The 18,599-nt window shown below is 67.5% G+C and carries 17 protein-coding genes; 8 read left to right on the top strand and 9 right to left on the bottom strand.

Annotated elements, in window-relative coordinates:
- Position 1: 1 nt before the first annotated feature.
- Positions 2–1,474: a lipopolysaccharide biosynthesis protein gene (locus U0004_RS15235; protein WP_070254379.1), complete on the bottom strand. Its 1,473-nt coding sequence runs from the start codon at positions 1,472–1,474 to the stop codon at positions 2–4.
- Positions 1,475–1,489: 15 nt separating this feature from the next.
- The gene (locus U0004_RS15230; protein WP_231958250.1) at positions 1,490–3,574 is read right to left on the bottom strand and encodes a glycosyltransferase; all 2,085 of its coding nucleotides are present in this window, start codon (positions 3,572–3,574) and stop codon (positions 1,490–1,492) included.
- Between the two features lie 152 nt (positions 3,575–3,726).
- On the opposite strand from U0004_RS15230, the gene U0004_RS15225 reads away from it, so the two are divergent.
- Together U0004_RS15225 and U0004_RS15220 are read left to right on the top strand one after the other, a co-directional pair.
- Complete coding sequence (locus tag U0004_RS15225) at positions 3,727–5,013, top strand: putative O-glycosylation ligase, exosortase A system-associated (protein WP_070254377.1); 1,287 nt, start codon at positions 3,727–3,729, stop codon at positions 5,011–5,013.
- On the top strand, positions 5,010–5,945 hold the full coding sequence (locus U0004_RS15220; RefSeq protein WP_070254376.1) for a polysaccharide deacetylase family protein: 936 nt from the start codon (positions 5,010–5,012) through the stop codon (positions 5,943–5,945). The genes U0004_RS15225 and U0004_RS15220 overlap by 4 nt, the downstream gene beginning before the upstream one ends.
- On the opposite strand, the gene U0004_RS15215 is transcribed toward U0004_RS15220, so the two are convergent.
- The 3 genes from U0004_RS15215 to U0004_RS15205 are packed head-to-tail and all read right to left on the bottom strand — an operon-like array spanning position 5,854 to position 10,660.
- Positions 5,854–7,800, bottom strand: a complete 1,947-nt coding sequence (locus tag U0004_RS15215; protein WP_070254375.1) for an asparagine synthetase B family protein — start codon at positions 7,798–7,800, stop codon at positions 5,854–5,856. The genes U0004_RS15220 and U0004_RS15215 overlap by 92 nt on opposite strands.
- A complete protein-coding gene (locus U0004_RS15210) occupies positions 7,797–9,053 on the bottom strand; it encodes a pyridoxal-dependent decarboxylase, exosortase A system-associated (RefSeq protein WP_070254374.1) in 1,257 nt (418 codons plus the stop codon). Before U0004_RS15210 ends, U0004_RS15215 begins: the two co-directional genes overlap by 4 nt.
- Positions 9,050–10,660 carry an acyl-CoA ligase (AMP-forming), exosortase A system-associated gene (locus tag U0004_RS15205; protein WP_070254456.1) on the bottom strand — a complete coding sequence of 537 codons (1,611 nt, stop codon included), beginning with the start codon at positions 10,658–10,660 and terminating at the stop codon, positions 9,050–9,052. Before U0004_RS15205 ends, U0004_RS15210 begins: the two co-directional genes overlap by 4 nt.
- Before the next feature lie 210 nt (positions 10,661–10,870).
- Between U0004_RS15205 and U0004_RS15200 the strand changes: the two genes are divergently transcribed.
- Genes U0004_RS15200 through U0004_RS15175 form a run of 6 tightly spaced genes read left to right on the top strand, consistent with a single transcriptional unit; the run spans position 10,871 to position 15,575 of the window.
- A complete protein-coding gene (locus tag U0004_RS15200; protein ID WP_070254373.1) occupies positions 10,871–11,626 on the top strand; it encodes a GNAT family N-acetyltransferase in 756 nt (251 codons plus the stop codon).
- Positions 11,605–11,850, top strand: a complete 246-nt coding sequence (locus U0004_RS15195; protein WP_070254372.1) for an acyl carrier protein — start codon at positions 11,605–11,607, stop codon at positions 11,848–11,850. The genes U0004_RS15200 and U0004_RS15195 overlap by 22 nt, the downstream gene beginning before the upstream one ends.
- Positions 11,847–12,707, top strand: a complete 861-nt coding sequence (locus U0004_RS15190; protein ID WP_070254371.1) for a hydrolase 2, exosortase A system-associated — start codon at positions 11,847–11,849, stop codon at positions 12,705–12,707. Before U0004_RS15195 ends, U0004_RS15190 begins: the two co-directional genes overlap by 4 nt.
- Complete coding sequence (locus U0004_RS15185) at positions 12,704–13,591, top strand: hydrolase 1, exosortase A system-associated (RefSeq protein WP_115057488.1); 888 nt, start codon at positions 12,704–12,706, stop codon at positions 13,589–13,591. The genes U0004_RS15190 and U0004_RS15185 overlap by 4 nt, the downstream gene beginning before the upstream one ends.
- On the top strand, positions 13,585–14,889 hold the full coding sequence (locus U0004_RS15180) for a glycosyltransferase (protein ID WP_254676046.1): 1,305 nt from the start codon (positions 13,585–13,587) through the stop codon (positions 14,887–14,889). Before U0004_RS15185 ends, U0004_RS15180 begins: the two co-directional genes overlap by 7 nt.
- On the top strand, positions 14,886–15,575 hold the full coding sequence (locus U0004_RS15175; RefSeq protein WP_070254369.1) for an ABC transporter permease: 690 nt from the start codon (positions 14,886–14,888) through the stop codon (positions 15,573–15,575). Before U0004_RS15180 ends, U0004_RS15175 begins: the two co-directional genes overlap by 4 nt.
- Here U0004_RS15175 and U0004_RS15170 read toward each other — a convergent pair.
- The 4 genes from U0004_RS15170 to U0004_RS15155 all read right to left on the bottom strand — a co-directional run bounded on the left by U0004_RS15170 (position 15,562) and on the right by U0004_RS15155 (position 18,592).
- Positions 15,562–16,299: a hypothetical protein gene (locus U0004_RS15170; RefSeq protein WP_070254368.1), complete on the bottom strand. Its 738-nt coding sequence runs from the start codon at positions 16,297–16,299 to the stop codon at positions 15,562–15,564. The genes U0004_RS15175 and U0004_RS15170 overlap by 14 nt on opposite strands.
- Before the next feature lie 16 nt (positions 16,300–16,315).
- A complete protein-coding gene (locus U0004_RS15165; protein ID WP_070254367.1) occupies positions 16,316–16,753 on the bottom strand; it encodes a DUF6678 family protein in 438 nt (145 codons plus the stop codon).
- A complete protein-coding gene (gene purT / locus U0004_RS15160) occupies positions 16,753–17,982 on the bottom strand; it encodes a formate-dependent phosphoribosylglycinamide formyltransferase (protein WP_071653633.1) in 1,230 nt (409 codons plus the stop codon). The genes U0004_RS15165 and purT overlap by 1 nt, the downstream gene beginning before the upstream one ends.
- Positions 17,983–18,094: 112 nt before the next feature.
- Positions 18,095–18,592 (bottom strand): VOC family protein, encoded by a 498-nt coding sequence (locus tag U0004_RS15155; protein ID WP_070254453.1) that lies wholly within the window; start codon positions 18,590–18,592, stop codon positions 18,095–18,097.
- Between the last annotated feature and the right edge of the window lie 7 nt (positions 18,593–18,599).

Genomic DNA, 18,599 nt, shown 5'->3' with positions numbered 1-18,599 from the left:
GTCATCCTTTCGTGCATTTGACTGCCAGCCAACGGCCAGCCAGCTTGCGTTGCAATAACAGAAACTCACTAGCGAACTCATGCTTCAACAGGAACAGGCCGGCCAGCCAGCACAGCAAGGTGGCCAGCGCCGTGCCCGTCAGCGCCAGCAGCGCCGGGGTCTCCACAGGCAGCCACAGCAGCGAAGCGACGGGCGCGACGGCACTGACGCCGCAGAGCAGCAGGCTCTTGCGCAATGCCCGGGCCAGGATGCGCCAGTCCAGCGCGCTCAAGCGCCGCAGGCAGCCGTAGTTCAGCCAGCTGCGCAGCACGTTGCTGAGCACCACGGCCCAAGCCACCACCACCAGGCCGAACGGCGCAGCCGCCAGCAGCAGCGCCACTTTGATAACGCCCGCGCAGGCATCGAGCCGCACCTGCGCATGCAGCTGGCCCGTCGCCACGAACAGGTAGCGGGCCATGCTGAACATGCTATACACGGCCGAGGACAGGCACATGATGCGGATCAAGGGCACACAGGCCAACCATTGCGAACCGTACAACACCTTGACCAGCGGCAAAGCCATACAGGCGAGAAAGAGAAAAAACGGCCAGGCCAGCGCCGTCATGTAGCTGATCGTGCGCAGATACACGAGTTCCGCCCCGCCCTGCCCCCCTTCCCCGCGCGCGCGCGCCGCGAACAGGGGAAACACCACGGGCGAAATCGCGCTGGTGATCGCCTGGTTGAAGATATTCAGCACGCTTTGCGCCTTGCCGAACAGGGCCAGGCTTTCAATGCCGATCAGCTTGCCGATGATGAGGTCCGGCGCCGCCACGCCCGCCTCGTCGACGAGGCCGCCCCCCGTCGCATATGCGCCAAAGCGGGCGATATCGCCCATGCCGCGCCGTCCCGGCAGCCACGGCAGCTCTGCGGGCCGCACCAGCAGGCTCACCAGCAGCGAAGCGCAGGAGCCGGCCAGCGCCGCCCACACCATGCTCATGTAACTGTAGCCATGCAGCGCCAGCAGCACGGCCACCAGCAGGTTGACGACGCTATTGGCCGCGTTGATGGCGTAGATGGCGCGAAAGCGCAGTTGCCGGCGCAATATAGGCAAGGTCAAGGCGCTGAACGGTATCAGGAGGAAATTGATCGCCAGCAGGCGCAGCACGAGGGTCAGCCGGGGTTCGCCATAGAAATGCGCCAGCGGCGCGCTGGCCAGCAGCACCAGGCCCGCCAGCAGCCAGGCGACGAGCAGGCTGGTGGCCAGCGCGGCCCGCAATTTCACCGTGTCGAGCTGCTTTTCCTGGATCAGGTATTGCCCCACGCCAAAATCACGCACCACTTGCGCCAAGGCCACCAGCACGGCGCCCAGCGAATACACGCCCACTTCGGCCGGCGTCAGCAGGCGCGACAGCACCATGGTGGCGGCAATGCCCAGCAGCAGCACCGTGTATTTTTCGGCGAACGAGAAAATGAACGAATGGCGGGTGGCGCTCATGCGGGCCGCCCGCGCCTACACCAGGCCCGCATAGAACTGGCGCAGCTGGCGCTCCAGGCGCGGCATCGAGTAGCGCTGCACGGTCTCCTCGCGGGCCAGCCGTCCCATGCGGGCGCGCCGGGGGGCATCGAGCAACAGCGCTGCTACGGCCGCGCAGGCGGCGTGCTCATCGTCCAACGGCAGCAGCAGCCCCCCTGCGCTGTCGTGCAGGATATCGTGCGTGCCCGGCACATCCGTGCCCACGGCCGGCACGCCGCAGGCCATGGCTTCGATGGTGGCGATGCCGAAACCCTCGTTCTTGCTCAGCAACACATGCAGGTCGAAGGCCGGCATCAGCAGCTCGACGCGCTGCCAGAAACCGGCAAACACGATGCGCTCCTGCACGCCCGTCTGCTGCGCCTGCAGCCGCAGCATGGCGTCCAGCGGCCCCGTGCCCACCAGCACTAAATATAAGCTGGGAAATTGCGCGGCCAGGCGGGCGAACATAGCCAATAGCGCTTGCGGGCGCTTTTGCGCGGAGAGTCTCGCCACGCAACCGAGCACGAGCGCGTCCGGCGGCAACCCGAGTTGCTGCCGCGCCAGCATCCGGCGTTCGGGCGAAACAACAAAAGTGTCCGTATCGACGCCATTGGGAATGATGGCCAGCCGCGTCTGCGGCGCCAGCATGTCACGGTACAGGTCGAGGAAATGCCGCATGGCCGACGGCGACACGGCATACACGCCCTTGACGCTGCGGAACGCTTCCTGCAGCCGGGGCCGCTGCCAATCGCTGAAGGCTTCCAGGGGAAACGCATTGTGCACGCTGATCACGGCCGGCAAGCGGCATTGCCGGGCCAGCCACAAGATGGAAGCGCCATAACTGGTCCAGCAAAACGCCACGTGGACGAGATCGGGCCGCAGCCGCCGCAGCCGCCACGCACCCGTCAGCCTGGCGCGCAGCCAATTCCAGCGGCGCCAGGCCCAGTGTTCGAGAAACAAGGGCGGTTCATACACTTGCACCTGCAAGCGCTGCGCGCGCAGGCCCTGTGCCCAGTGCGTAAAGCCGGGAAAGCGCCGCAGGGCCAGCACGCTGTCATAGCCGCTCGCGCCCAGCACTTTCGCCTCTTGCGCCATGCGCAGCTCCATGCCGCCCAGCTCGCCCGAATAACTGCTGATGACGATGCGCGGCAGGCGCTTGCGCCGTCCCCGCCACGCTTCATGAAAAAAGCCTCGCAGCCAGGCCCGTTCCCACTGGCGCAGGAACAGGTCGGCGTGGTCGCGCCGCAGCCAGGCCCGCACGGCGCCGAGGGTATCGCGCACATATCTGCCCAGCATCCAGCGGGGCACGCCCAGCCACTCCACGCTGGGTTCGAATGTCGCCAGCCGGCATTGGCCCCGGCCAAACAGCATGGCGCGGCGCAGTATCCAGGCGCGCTGCACTTGCGGGATGCGGATGATGTGCGCCACCCTCGCCTGCGGACAGAACCAGGAAGGGTTGCCGGCCGCATGCATCTCCAGGTTGAGCCGGGTTTCACTGCCCATGGCGTAATTGGCGCCCTGCGGGCCGATGCTTTCGTCATAGCGGGCGCCCGCCTCGAAGATGCGGCGGCGTATCGCCATGTTGGCGCCCCAGACCAGGCCCGGATAGATGGGGGCGTCGCGCAGGTCGGGGCTGGTAATGCCCCACGTCAAGCCGACAGGGGTCAGGCGCAGCAGCCAGTGCGCAGGTCGCTCGCGCCAGGCGGGCACGATGGCGCCGCCGAACAGCGCGTAGCCAGGATGGCGGCGCGCGCTGTCCTGCAAGCGGCACAGCCAGTCGGATGCGGGCATGGCGTCGTCGTCGCCAAAGACGAACAGCTCACCGCCGTCGCCGCCCAGGCGCAAGGCATATTCGACGGCGCCGTTCAGGGCCGGACTGCGTCCCCGCCGCGCCACATAGATATAGCTCAAGGGCAAGCGCCCGCGGAAGGCGGCGATCACCCGGGCCGTGGCGTCAGTGCTGCCATTGTCGGCGATGACCAGGCGCCAGCCGCCCGCGGGCGCGCGCAGTCCCATGTAGGCGCGCAATACTTGGGGCAAGGTGCCGGCGCCATTATAGGTCGCCATGAGAACGGTCAACAAGGACATGCCTCCTTGGTCTTACCATGACAAAACTGATTGGCAGTTTCAACAACGCCGAGCGGTATTGATCCAGTGTACTGAGCCTGCCCGCCAGCCCGTTGACAGGCATCAAGACCTTGCCAACCCGGGCAACACCAGGAGCGTCCCCCTTCATGCGCGACATACTGATTACCGTCATCATCCTGGGTTCGCTGCCCTTCATCCTGAAGGCGCCGGCCATCGGCGGCCTGATGTGGGTCTGGGTCAGCGTCATGAACCCGCACACGCAAGGCTGGGGTTTCGCCACCCACATGCCGTTCGCCTTCATCATCGCCATCGCCACCCTGGTCAGCCTCGTAATGACGCGCGAGCCGAAAAACCTGCCCCTGACGCCCATCAGCGTGCTGCTGCTGCTGTTCGTCGCGTGGATGAACCTGACGGCGCCGTTCGCCCTGCTGCCCGAGTCGTCGTGGGTGCAGTGGAACAAGGTCATGAAGATCATGCTGATGAGCTTTGTGGTGATGATGGTGATACGCACGCGGCGCGACATCGTGCGCCTGGTCTGGGTGCTGGTGGTTTCGATCGGCTACTACGGCGTGAAAGGCGGCATCTTCACCATCCGCAGCGGCGGCACGGAGCGGGTCTGGGGGCCGGAAGAAACATTTATTGGCGATAACAATGCGCTGGCCCTGGCCCTGATCATCACCATCCCCCTCATGTATTATCTGCAGCAAAACACGGACAAGCGCTGGCATCGCCACGGCCTGTCGGCGGCCATGCTGCTGTCCGCGCTGTCCGCGCTGGGCTCGTATTCGCGCGGCGCGCTGCTGGCCATCGCCGCCATGGGCCTGTTCATGTGGCTGAAAAGCGAGCGCAAGATGGTGCTGGGCGCGCTGCTCGGCACGGTCACGCCGCTGTTGCTGGCCTTCATGCCCGAGCGCTGGGCCGAACGCATGGACACCATCAACACGTATCAGGACGATGTGTCCGCCATGGGCCGCCTGAATGCCTGGCGCATGGCCTGGAACCTGGCGCGCGACCGTTTTATCGGCGGCGGCTTCGACGTCTCCGACGCCGCCATCTTTGCCCGCTATGCGCCCATTCCCACGGATGTGCATGCGGCGCACAGCATCTATTTCCAGGCGCTGGGCGAACACGGCTTCGTCGGCCTCTTCATTTACCTGGCGCTGGGCATCGCCACCTGGCGCACGGCGGCCGCCATCATCCGCCGCACGCGGGGCAAGCCGGAATTGCGCTGGGCGCACGGCCTGGCCACCATGAGCCAGGCCAGCCTGATCGGCTTTGCCGTGGGGGGTGCCTTCCTCAGCCTGCTGTACTTCGACATGCCGTATTACCTGATGGCAGCCCTGATCGCCACGCGCATCATCGTCGAACAGCAGGCGCCGGCCCTTGCATCCCGCCCGGCCAAGGCGCGGGCAACGGTGGCGGAGCAGCCATGACGGCAACGCTGTCCATCCTGATCTACCACCGCGTGCTGGCACGGCCCGATCCGCTGTTTCCCGGCGAAGTCGATGCGGCCCTGTTCGAGCGCCAGCTGCGCCTGTTGCAACGTTTCTATACGCCGCTGCCGCTCAGCGATGCCGTGCGGCGCTTGCAGGATGGCAGCCTGCCGCCGCGCGCCGCCTGCATCACCTTTGACGATGGCTATGCGGACAATGCGCAAGTGGCCCTGCCGCTGCTGCAACGCCATGGCTTGCACGCCACATTCTTTATCGCCACGGGCTATCTGGACGGCGGACAGATGTGGAACGACGCGGTGATCGACGCCGTGCGCCACGCGCCGGGTCCCGTGCTGGACTTGCAGGAACATGCGCTGGGGCTGCTCCCCATCGCCAGCCTGGCACAGCGGCAGGCGGCCATCGCCACCCTGCTGGGCCAGCTCAAATACCAGCCATTTGCCCGCCGCCAGCACCTGGCCATGCAGATCCGCCGCCAGGCGGGCGCCACGGCAGGCCCGGCGGCGATGCTGAGCACGGCGCAGCTGCGCCAGCTGCATGTGGCCGGCATGGAACTGGGCGCGCACACGGCCAGCCATCCGATTCTGTCCACCTTGGCGGAGCGGGCGGCGCAGCGCGACATCGCCCATGGCAAGCACCAGTTGGAAGCGCTGATCCAGGCGCCCGTCTCCCTGTTTGCCTATCCGAATGGCAAGGCCGGACGCGACTACGGCGCGCCGCACGTGGCCATGGTCAAAGACCTCGGTTTCCAGGCGGCCGTCGCCACGGACTGGGGCGTGGCACGCCCCGGCGCGGGACTCGACCTGCTGCAGCTGCCCCGCTTTACGCCGTGGGATCGAGGACGGCTGGCGTTTCTGTGGCGCATGCGGCAAAACCGCCGGCAAGCGCACCCAGTGCGCCCGGATGCTGGCTGAGCCACTGTTCCAGCATCAGCAGCAGCCACACCATGGTGCCGTGATAGGCAGGGTGTTCCGCCAGCAAGCGCCCTTGCAGATCGTCAATGAAGGCGGGCCGCACGATGCCGCGTCCGCGCAGCTGGGTCAGATTGTCGAAGGCAAACTCGCGCAGCGGCACGTGGCTGTGCAGCCACTGGCCGAAAGGCAAGCCGAAGCCGTGCTTTTTCTTGCGCACGATGGCCGGCGGCAGGATTTCCGCCAGCGCCCGCTTGAAGAAAGGCCGCAGCCGCATGCCGTCGAGCTTATCCTGCGGCGCCAGGCGCGCAGCGAACGCCACCATCGCATCGTGCAGGAAGGGAAACGCCGCTTCCACGCCGGCCAGTTCGCACGCCTTGCGCACCTTGAACAGGTCGTTGTCGGCCAGGGTAAACCGCATGTCCAGCGCCAGCAACTCATTGATCTGGCTCAAGCCCTGCCCTTGGCGTTCCCAATACGCGCCATTCACGCAGCCGGGCGCCATGCCCGGGTCGATGGTGTCGATAAAACCCGCTTCCAGCACCGTGCGGTGGCCATGGCGCAGCAGCAGGTTGTAGCTGTCGAGGCGGGCAGGCAGCGGCAGGCTCGCCTGTTCGATGTAGCGGCGCACCTTGTCGCCCAGCCGCCACGGTTTGCTTGTCTGTTCGCGAAACAGCAGCGGCTCGATGATGGCTTGGCGCAACATGACGGGCAAGCGCTCGTACTGCGACAGCAAGGCCTGGTGCGCATAGCGCTCATTGCCACCAAACAATTCATCGCCGCCGTCGCCGCCCAGCAGGCGCGTCACGCCATCCTCGCGCGCCATCTGCGCGCAATAGTAGGCGGGAATGGCCGAGGCATTGCCGAAAGGCTGGTCGAAAATGGCCGCCATGGCGGGAATCGCGGCCAGCACGTCGTTTGGCGTCACGTAGCGTTCGTGGTGGATGCTGCCCGCATGGCTGGCGGCCAGGCGCGCATACGCCATTTCATCATAGCCGGGCGCGTCAAAGCCGATGGAATACGTGCGCGCGGGCCGGCCCGTCACCTGGCCCATGATGGTGGCCAGGGTGGAGCTGTCCGTGCCGCCGCTGAGAAACGCGCCCGTGTCCGCCCCATCCGCACCCAGGCCGCTTTCCACGGCCTGGCGCAGCAGGCGCAGGAATTCCTGCTTGTTGCTGGCAAAGCTGGCCCGCGTGCGCGTGCGCGCAGCCGGCTCCTGGAAGGCCAGTTGCCAGTAGCTGCCCTTGCATTGCTTGCCGCCCCGCACATGCAGGTATTCACCGGGCAACAAGCGCTGCTGGCCAAGATAGACCGTGGCCGGGCCGGGCACCATGTGGAAGAACAAATAGTGATACAGGGCTTGCGGATCGAGCGCCCCCCGCACGGACGGATGGGCCAGCAAGGCGTCATGCGAGGAAGCAAAGAACAAGCCTTGCGCATTGCTTGCATAGCTGAGGGGGTGGATGCCGGCGCGGTCCACTGCCAGCAGGGCCGAGCCGGAAAAGGCGTCGAGGATGGCCAGGGCAAATGGCCCCGACAGGCTGGCGCAGGCCGCCACGCCCCGGCTCAGCCACAGGGCAGCGAGGCGGCATGCCACGTCGTCCGCCGAGCCGTCGAGTTCGGGCCGGCCCCAGATGGCCACCTGCAAGCCATCTTGCTGGTACACATGACGGCTGCCGTCGATGGCGGCCACGGCCACCCCGCCCACTTCGCTCAAGCTGTCGGCCCTTGTCGCGCTATCGAAGCGCGACAAGGGCGCCGCCATGCTGGCCAAGGCGGCCTGCGCTGCGCCATCGGCTGCGCTGCCGCCGGCACTCCCCCCGCCCGCCATCGCCAACCAACCGCACAGGCCGCTCATACGAGTACCTCGGCCGGCAGCGGATGGCCGAGAAAGGCCGTCGGACTGGCCGTCAAGCCATACGCGCCCGACTGGAACACCACTACCAGGTCGCCCTCTTCAGCGCGCGCCATCTCCATCTGGTCGGCCAGCAAGTCCAGCGGCGTGCACAACGGTCCCACGACGGATGCCACTTCGCGCGCCCCGCCCTGCAGCCGGTTGCCGATGGCGACCGGGTAATTCTTGCGGATCAACTGGCCAAAATTGCCCGAGGCCGCCAAATGATGGTGCAAGCCGCCATCCGTCACCAGAAACACTTGTCCATGCGATACCTTGCGTTCGATCACCTTGCACACATACACGCCCGCCTCGGCCACCAGATAGCGGCCCAGTTCCAGGTTCAGGCGCGCGCCCGGTGCCGCCTGGGCCAGGATGGCGAGCTGCCGCTGCAAGCCTGCGGCCACGGGCGCCAGGTCGAGCGCCTGGTCGCCGGGAAAATACGGTATGCCGAAGCCGCCGCCGATATTCAGGGTGCGCAAGGGCGATGGCGCGCTGTCGGCCAGTTGCAGGGCCAGCTGCACGCTCAGGGCCTGCGCTTCGGCCAGGGCCGTCGCCGACAGGCTTTGCGAACCTGCATACAGGTGAAAGCCGTGAAAATCAAGCCCCAGCTGGCCGATGCGGCCCAGCAATGCCGGCACGAGGGCCGCATCGACGCCAAACGGCTGCGCGCCGCCACCCATGCGCATGCCCGTGCGGCGCAAGGCGAAATCGGGATTCACGCGCACGGCCACCCTGGCCGTCACGCCCAGCCGTTCACTGGCCAGCGCCACCCTTTCCAGCTGGGCGCCAGACTCCACGTTGATCAGCACGCCAGCCGCCACGGCCCGCGCCAGTTCTGCGTCGCTCTTGCCCGGCCCCGCAAAACTGATGCGTTCGGCCGGCATGGGCGTATCGAGCGCGGTGGCCAGTTCGCCGCCGGACGCCACGTCAATGCCGTCGACCAGGCCCGCCAGCCACTGCACCACGGCCGGCATGGGGTTGGCCTTCATGGCGTAATGCACGTGCACACCAGCGGGCAAGGCGGCGCGCAATTGCGCCACGCGCCGCGCGATGTGCGCCCGCTCATAAGCGTAGAACGGCGTGCTGCCCACCCGCTGGGCCAGCCGGCGCAGGGGCATGCCGCCGACCAGCAGCATGTCGTTTTCCACCGCAAACTGGCGCAGCGGTGGGTGCGGCGGCAATTCCGTATTGTTCGAGTGAATCAAGTCCTTCATGCGGCATCTCCTGTTTGGACCGCATACGCGCGTGCCAGTTCCCTGGCCAGCAAGGGACGGTCGATCTTGCCGTTCGGATTGCGCGGCAGCACGCCGTTGCGGATTTCCACCCACAGCGGCACCATATAGCTGGGCAAGCGAGCGCGGCAGGCCGCCAGCACGCTGTCGCGCAGCAATTCCACACCGGGCGCGGGCGTGACGAGCAAGGCAATGGCCTGGCCCAGCACGGCGTGGGGCAAGCCCAGCGCGGCCGCTTCGCCCACCAGCCCGCTTGCATACGCCACTTCCTCGATCTCGGCCGGGCTGACCCGGTAGCCGGACGTCTTGATCATGTCATCGCTGCGGCCCACGAAATACAGATAGCCATCCGCATCGCGGCGCACCGTGTCGCCCGACCAGACGGCCAGTTCCGGCAGCACCAGGCCGCTGGCCTGCGGCGGCAGCGGCTTGAAGCGTTCGGCCGTGCGCGCCGCATCGTTCCAGTAGCCGAGCGCCACCAGCGCGCCGCGGTGCACCAGTTCTCCCGGCTCGTCCGCGTCGCACACGCTGCCATCCGGACGCAGCACCAGCACTTCCGCGTTGGGAATCGCTTGCCCGATGGAATCGGGGCGCCGCTCCAGCTGTTCCGGCGCCAGGTAGGTCGAGCGGAACGCTTCCGTCAAGCCATACATCAGGTAGACCTGCGTGCGCGGCAGCGACTGGCGCAGCTTGTCGAGCGTGGCGCGCTGCATCACGCCGCCCGAATTGGTGATGTAGCGCAAGGGCGTGGACAATGGCCAGCTCAGCTGCGACAGCTGCACCCACAGGGGCGGCACGGCGGCCAGGCCCGTGATGGCTTCCTGCTCCACGGCTTCGACGATATCGCGCAGCAGCAGATAATTCATCAGCACGGCGCAGGCGCCGCTGGCAAACGCCGTCGTCAGCTGGCTCAAGCCATAGTCAAAACTGAGCGGCAGGACGCATAAAATGCGGTCCTCCGGCGCGTTGCGCAGGTAGCCCGACACGCTGAGCGCGCCCGCCAGCATGTTGCGGTGCGACAGCACCACGCCTTTCGGCCGCCCCGTGCTGCCGGAGGTATATAAAATGGCGGCCATATCGATGTCGATCGCCGCATGCGGCTTGGGTACGGGCGCACCAGAGGCGGGCACATTGGTGGGCACCGCAGTCCACGGCAGCACGCGGACCTTGTCCAGGCTGGACTCCGCATGCCCTTCGCCCGTCAGCAGCACCGTCCGCAAGTCCGGACAGGCGGCCAGCGCCGGACCCAGCTGCGCCAGGCGTTCGCGCGACGTGACGAGGATGGTCACATTGCAATCGGCCAGGATGTAGGCCACCTGGTCCGGCTTGAGCAGCGGATTGACGGGCACGAAGACGCCGCCGGCGGCCGCAGTACCGAACATGGCGCTGACGTTTTCCGGGCGTTTTTCCAGGTACACGGCCACGCGCGCGCCACGCTGCAAGCCCAGGGTCAGCAAACTGCCGGCCGCCTCGCGCACGGACTGCGCCAGCGCGGCATAGCCTATTTCCTCGCCCTGCCACGACAGGGCCGGCGCGTGGGGGGCGCGCTGCGCCGTTTCGAAGATCAGATCGTGTATCAGTGTCGCCATCGTTTCGCCCCTCTGCTCGGCATGCCAGGTCATGCATCCCCTATGATTGGGACAAACGGGCGCGGCAGTGTTGATTTTTATCAAGTAAGCGCCTCTCGCGGCGGCCGGCCGCCGATCCGGCGCAATGCTTGAGGCCGCGCAACATCGGCCCCGGGCCGCTGCGCTCTAATGGACAGCGTTGGCTGCATAGCCGCCCCATCCCCGACCGCCATGGCCCTGTCCCTGCGATTTCCCCTGCTGCAACGGCTAGCCGACAGCCTTCGCCAGCTGAGCTGGCGCGACAGCGCCTGGCTGGCCGTGGCCCGGCTGCTGGCCCGCATGCCGGGCGGGCGCTGCGCGCTATATCGTTATCAATTCGTCGCGCAAGCCGTGGCGCCCGGTTCGCTGTGCGGCGGGCGCGGCCAGTCGATCACGGTGACGCCCTGCCTGGCGGAAGCGGACTTGCCCCCCGGTCCCGAGCGCCGGCCCGGCGCGCTGGGCGAACGCTATCGCCAGGGCGCGCAATGCCTGGTGGCGCGGAACAAGAGCGGCATGGCCGGCTGGATCTGGCTGCTGCGCCACGGCTGCCAGGAAGACGAGGTGCGCGCCCGCTATGCGCTGGCGTCGCAGCAGTCGTCGTGGGACCTGGACGTGTGGGTGCATCCGGAACAACGGGGCGGCCTGGTCTTCGCGCGCCTGTGGGAAGAAGCCAACGCCGTGCTGTACGCGCAGGGCGTGCGCTGGTCGTGCAGCCGCATTTCGCGCTTCAACCGCGCCTCGCTGGGCGCCCATGCGCGCCTGGGCACGCACGCGCTTGGCACGGCCACGTTTATCCGCTGCGGCCGCTGGCAAGCCATGGCCGCCAGCCTGCCGCCTTACCTGCATCTGTCGCGCCGCCCCGGCGATATCCCCTGCCTGGCCTTCGATACGTCGTCCCTGCCGCACTACCCTTCCCTGGAGCTGACATGCCGCATCTTGAAGCAGTAAAGCACATCCTCGACACCACCCTGGGCTTGAACGGGCGCGTGCTGGAGGCCCACACGCCGCTCCTGGGCAGCGTGCCGGAACTCGACTCGATGGCCGTGATCGGCGTGATCGCCGCGCTGGAAGACCATTTCGGCATCAGCGTCGCCGACGACGATATCCACGCGCGCCACTTCGCCACCGTGGGCACCCTGCATGATTTCGTGTTTGCAAAGCTGCGACCATGAACCGCGCCGCCCTCGACGCCTTGCCGCTGCTGCCCTTCTTCCTGCCCGCCAGCGGCGGCCAGCGCTACTGCCTGCTGCACCTGCCGCCACCGGGCCAGGCCGCGCGCGGCGGCATCCTCTACGTCCATCCATTCGCCGAAGAGCTCAATAAAAGCCGTCACGTGGCCGCCGCGCAGGCGCGCGCCTTTGCCGCCGCCGGCTACAGCGTGCTGCAGATCGACCTGTTTGGCTGCGGCGACAGCAGCGGCGACTTTGGCGAAGCGCGCTGGGACATCTGGCACAACGACCTGCACCTGGCTTGCGCGTGGATGGCGCAGCGGGTCGACGGCCCCTTGACCGTGTGGGGCTTGCGCCTGGGCGCCCTGCTGGCCCTCGATTTCGCCAGCCGCCCGCCGCTGCCCCTGGCGCGCCTGCTGCTGTGGCAACCGGAACTCGACGGGCGGCGCAGCATCGACCGCTTCCTGCGCCTGCGCCTGGCGACCCGCATGCTGGCCGGGACTACACAGGAAGCGCCGGGCCAGGCGCGCGCCGCGCTGGCGAACGGTGAAGCTGTGGAAGTGGCCGGCTACCTGCTGGCGCCAGAACTGGCGCAGGCCATCGATGACGTCAGCGTAGCCGCGCTGCTGCCCGCCATGCCTGTCTACTGGCTCGATTACCACGCGGCGGACCAAACGGGCCCGTGGTCGCCGCCGCTGTTGGCCCGGCAATGGCGCGAACGCGGCGCCGCCGTGCATGTGGCCAGCTTCGATGACGGCCCGTTCTGGCACAGCGGCGAACTGCTGGCTTGTCCGCAACTGCTGTACGCCACGCGGAAACTGTGCCGCGACTGGCTCGACGAGGAAAGGCCCCCGCCATGAAGCGCGACGACGGCCTGCAGCGCCCCGCGGCGCACGCCGTGCGCGAGCTGGCCCTGCGCTTTCGCAGCACAGCTGAAGACAGCGAGGCGCAGGCGCGCCTGGCCGGCATCCTCAGCCTGCCAGGCGTGCCGGGCCAGCGCGGCGTATTGATCGTCACGGGCGGGCCGCAGTACCGCGCCGGCAGCCACCGCCAGTTCGTCTTGCTGGCCCGCGCCCTGGCAGCGCAAGGCTGGCCCGTGCTGCGTTTCGACTTGCGCGGCATGGGCGACAGCGAGGGCAGCGCGCGCGATTACCGCGCCGCCGGTCCCGACATCGCCGGTGCACTGGCACAATTCTTCGATGCCGTGCCGGCCTTGCGCGAAGTGGCGCTGTGGGGCTTGTGCGACGGCGCCACGGCCGCCGCCTGCCATGCGCCACATGACGCGCGCGTCAAAGCGCTGGTCCTGCTCAACCCGTGGGTGCGCAGCAGCGCCGGCCTGGCGCGCGCCACCCTGCGCCACTATTATCTGCCACGCCTGCTGCAAGGCGGTTTCTGGCGCAAGCTGGCCAGCGGCGGACTGCGACTGGGCGCCAGCCTGGCCTCGCTGCGGCAGGTGGCCGCCGCCATGCAAGAACCGGCAACGCCGGAAGACGACGCGCCCGCGCCAGCCCTGCTGCGGGCGCTGGCGCAATTCCAGGGCAAGGTACTGCTGATCCTCAGCGGCGACGACCTGGGCGCGCGCGAGTGGCAAGCCCTGCTCGATGGCGATCCTGCCTGGCGCGCCGTGGCCGCCCGCCCGCAATGGACGCAGGCGCAGGTCGATGGCGCCAACCATACGTTCGCCAGCGCCGCCTGGCGCGGCGAAGTGGAGCAGCTGTGCGCGCGGTGGCTGCAGTCATGCTAGCGCTCAAGCCGAGCGCGGCCCGACCGAACGCAGCCCGACCAAAACGGGTGCTGATGGTCGCCTACCATTTTCCGCCGCTGGCCGGCGGCAGCGGCATCCTGCGCACCCTGGGCTTTGCGCGCCATCTGCCCGACTGCGGCTGGCAGCCGCTCGTGCTCAGTCCCGCGCCGTTCGCGTATACGCAGCGGGGCGACTCGCAGCTGGCGCAGATCGGCGCGCAAGCCACCGTGCGGCGCACCCTGGCGCTGGACGCGGCGCGCCACTTGGCCATCGCCGGGCGCTACCCGCGCTGCCTGGCGCTGCCCGACCGCTGGAGTTCCTGGTGGCTGAGCGCCGTGCCGGCCGGCCTGCGCATGATCCGCGAGTACCGCCCCGATGCCATCTGGTCGACGTATCCGATCGCCACGGCGCACCTGATCGCGCTGACCCTGCAAAAACTCAGCGGCCTGCCATGGATCGCCGACCAGCGCGACCCGATGCTCGATGACAGCGACCCGCTGGCGCCGTATCCGCCCGAACCGCGCCTGCACCGCATGCATGCGTGGATCGAACAGCGCATCGCGGCGCGCAGCGCGGCCATCGTCTGCACCACGCCGGGCGCCATCGCGGCGCACCAGCGGCGCCTGGCACAGGTGGGGCGCGAGCGCTTCTGCCTGATCGAAAATGGCCACGACGATGACGAGGGCGCCGCGCCGCCGGACGGGCCGCGCGGCCAGCGCAGCCGCTTCCTGCTGCTGCACAGCGGCGTGATCTACCCGTCCGAGCGCGATCCGCAAGCGCTGTTCGAAGCCCTGGCGCGGCTGCGCCACGACGGCGTGCTGCATGCCCGCAATTTCCAGCTGGTGCTGCGCGCCACGGGCCACGATGCGTGGCTGGCGGGATTGCTGGCGAAATACGGCATCCTCGACCTGGTCAGCCTGGAACCGTTGCAGCCGCATGGCGCGGCGCTGCAGGAAATGCTGGCCGCCGACGGCCTGCTGCTGCTGCAGGCGGCCAACTGCAACGGGCAGATTCCCGCCAAGCTGTATGAATACCTGCGCTGCCGCCGGCCCATCCTGGCGCTGACCGACCTGGCGGGCGACAGCGCGGCCAAGCTGCGCCACTGCGGCATCGACACCATCGGCCAGCTGGCATCGAGCAGCGACTGCGCGCGCGCCCTGCTGCGCTTCCTGGAACTGGCGCGCCAGGGGCGCGCGCCGCTGGCCAGCCCCGCCGCCATCGCCCTGCAATCGCGGCAAGCCCGCAGCAATGCCCTGGCCGATTTGCTGGACCAGGTCAGTCACAGGAGCCCGACATGAAGCATCCCTTGTTAGCCTGCGCCCTCGCCGCCTGCTGCGCCGGCGCCGGCGCCGCCGATTGTCCGCCCTACTTCAAGCATACGCCGGGCGGCGACTATACGAGCGCGGACGACCGCGCCGGCCTGTCCGTGGTCGAAAAGTTCCATTTTTCGCGGGCAGTGGAAACGCTCGCGCAGGGCCTGACGGGCAGCCTGGGCGCCGACATCAGCTACACATTGGAGCACTTCCCGAATCACCACCGGGCGCTGGCCTCGATGGCCAAGCTGGGCTTGCGCCTGAAAAGCGCGCAGCCGCCCGGCGCCCGCTACACGGTCAGCTGCTATTTTGAGCGGGCGATCGCCTTCGCGCCGCACGACGTGACGGCGCGCATGGTGTATGGCAGCTATTTGCTCTCCACGGGCCAGGACGCGACGGCGCTGGAACAGCTGGACGCGGCCAGCCGCCTGGCACCCGAGCAGGCCACCATCCAGTACAACCTGGGCCTGATGTATGTGAAGAAGAAGGAATACGAGAAGGCCAGCGTGCACGCGCAAAAAGCCTATGCCCTGGGGTTTCCCCTGCCGGGCCTGAAGAACAAGCTGAAGGCGGCGGGCAAGTGGAGCGAGCCGCCGCCGGCCGTCATGGAAGCGAAGGAAACACCACCAGAACCGGCCGTGCCGCCCGTCGAACAGCCTAGCGGGGAATGACGGCCGGCCGCCTGGCCACGCTCAGGTGGCCCGTCGGCGACACGACCAGCGCGGCGGCCAGGTCGCGCCGCGATCGGGCCTTGTCGTCCGCTTCGCTGATGTACGCCAGTTCGGCCGGCTGCAGCACGGTAAGCGTCAGCAGCAGCACTTCGCCATACGGCGTGTCGAAGGATGGGGGAATGCTGCTTGCGCCCTGGGCCAGCAGCACAGCCACCTGTTCGTTTTCGTCTTCCAGTCCCTCCGGTGCCTGCTGCAAGTCCAGCACCATCGACACGCTGCCATGGCGCTGCACCAGCAAATCGATGGAGCCATGGTCGGCCACGTTCTGGCTGACCTGGTAAATGACGTCGAAGAGCCAGGAATGCGCCACTTCCTTGCCGTCGAAGGCGGACAGCGGCGCCTCGATGCACACTTCCAGCAGATGGCCGCGCGGGACGAATACGTCGTCGTCATCCTCGAACGGATCGCTCAAGCCATCGCTGGCGATGAGGATGGAATCACTCCGTCGGATCACCCTCCAGGCCTGGCGCAACGATGGCCAGCGCGGGCCGCCCATGAAGGCGGGGTTGACCAGCGGCGCCAGCACGTCGGCGTCCATGCCGCCCAGGGTGGCATAGAAGGCGTCGCGCGCGGCGCAGGCCGTGGCCAGCATCTGCGCGCCCGCCTCCTTGCCGACGACGGCGTCGTCAGGTTGCGGTACTTGGGGGATAGCGTTTTCAGGCATGAGAATACTCTTTGAATTAGTCGGCGGGAGGAAAGTCGTCGTAGGAACGGGGCAAATAGCCCCAGATGCGCGCCACCCGGTCGCGCACTTCAAAATCGAAGCCGATGCGTTCCAGTTCCGGCACGATCCACACGCCGTGGTCGATGATCTTCCTGGGCAGCAGCATGGCCACGTGTTCTTCCGAATACAGGCTGATGTCCAGCCACTCCACGCCCATGAACGGGAACGGCGGGTGGTAATCCCATTCAGTATCCCAGCGCGACACATAGCCGGTGACGGAGCCGTAACGGTACGACGGCGCCCAATCGGGCTGCCCGCGCATGAAGGCCAGCAGTTCGTTCCATTTGCAGTCGTTGGCGGCGCCAGCCAGGTTGCGCCGCGCGATGTGGCCGCGCAGCTTGCGCTTGATGTCGTCGCCGCCGGCGTCGGCCTGCGGCAGGCTGGCCTCTGCCATCAGCGGGCGACCGGTTTCACTTTGGAAGCGGCCAGCACGGCGCGCGCGCGGGCCGTGTCGATATCGTCGGCCGTGGCCAGCGCCACGCCCATGCGGCGGCGGGCGAACGATTCCGGTTTGCCGAACAGGCGCAAGTCCGCGCCCGGCACGCTCAAGGCATCGGCCACGCCTTCGAAGGCGATGCCTTTCGCTTCCATCTGGCCGTAGATGACAGCCGAGGCGCCGGGCGAGCGCAGCGCCACGTTGACGGGCAAGCCGAGGATGGCTTTCGCGTGCAGCTCGAATTCGCTCTGCACCTGGCTGGCCATGGTGACCATGCCCGTGTCGTGCGGACGGGGGCTCACTTCCGAGAACCACACCATGTCGTCCTTGACGAACAGCTCCACGCCGAACAGGCCCAGGCCGCCCAGGTTGTCCGTCACCTTGCGGGCGATGTCGCGCGAATGCTCGAGGGCCAGCGGCGCCATGCGCGCCGGCTGCCACGATTCCACGTAGTCGCCATGCACCTGCAAGTGGCCGATCGGCTCGCAGAACTGCGTCTCGATCCGGCCCGAGGCACCGACGGCACGCACCGTCAGCAGGGTGATCTCGTAATCGAAGTCGATGAAGCCTTCGACGATGACGCGGCCCGTATCGACCCGGCTGCCGCTGGCCGCATACGCCCACGCCGCGTCCACCTCGGCGGCGCTATCGAGCTTGGACTGGCCCTTGCCCGACGACGACATGACGGGTTTGACCACGCACGGGAAGCCGATCTCCCGGCAAGCATCCTGCAACTCCTGCAGGCTGCTGGCGAAGCGGTACGGCGACGTCGCCACGCCCAGGGTTTCGGCCGCCAGGGTGCGGATGCCTTCGCGGTTCATCGTCAGCACGGCCGCGCGCGCATTCGGGATGCAGGTGATCTGGCCCGCCGCTTCCAGCGCCGCCAGGGTGTCCGTGGCGATGGCTTCGATTTCCGGCACGATCAAGTCCGGCTTTTCCAGGGCTATCAGGGCTGCCAGCGCCACGCCGTCGCTCATGTCGATCACGTGCGAGCGGTGCGCCACCGGATGGCCCGGCGCGTTCGGATAGCGGTCGACGGCGATCACTTCCACGCCCAGTCGCTGCAGTGAAATGATCACTTCCTTGCCCAGTTCGCCGGAACCCAGCAGCATGACCTTGATGGCGGTGGAAGACAGGGGCGTGCCGAAGGTGCGGGGCGCGATGGTGCTGCTGGTGCTTGTGGTCATGGCAGGGTCAGTAAGCGGATGGAAAGATGGCTGGGACTATAGCAAATGCCGGCCATCTTGGACAGGGCGCGCCGCTGGCGTGCGCCCCGCTCCACCCGCCCGATCGGCCAGACTAGCCCGCGTAGGCCCGCTTGATCTCGTCAATGTTGATCTTTTTCATGCCCATCATGGCTTTCATCACGCGCTGGGCCTTGACGGGATCGGGATCGCCCAACAGCTTGACCATGATGGTGGGCACGATTTGCCAGGACACGCCGAACTGGTCCTTGAGCCAGCTGCACTGCTGGGCTTCCGGCGGCCCGCCTTCGGACAGCTGGTTCCAGTAGTGGTCGACCTCGTCCTGGGTCTCGCAATTGACCTGGAACGAGATCGCTTCGGAAAACTGGAACAGGGGTCCGCCGTTCAGGCCCGTGAACGTCTGGCCGTCGAGTTCGAACGCCACCGTCAAGACGCTGCCAGGCTCCTGGCCGTGGATTTCCCTGCCCTCCTCGCCATAGCGCAGGATCTGGCCGATCTTCGAATTGGGAAAAATCCCCGTATAAAACAGGGCCGCCGCCTCGGCGTGGCCGTTGAACCATAAACACGGGGTAATCTTTTGTATGCTGTGCATGATGTCT

Origin of the sequence: Janthinobacterium lividum, from assembly GCF_034424625.1 — a bacterium.
Taxonomy (GTDB): Bacteria; Pseudomonadota; Gammaproteobacteria; order Burkholderiales; family Burkholderiaceae_D; genus Janthinobacterium; species Janthinobacterium lividum.
Note: the sequence above shows the minus strand (reverse complement) of the source record. Positions and strands in the feature narration are given on the sequence as shown.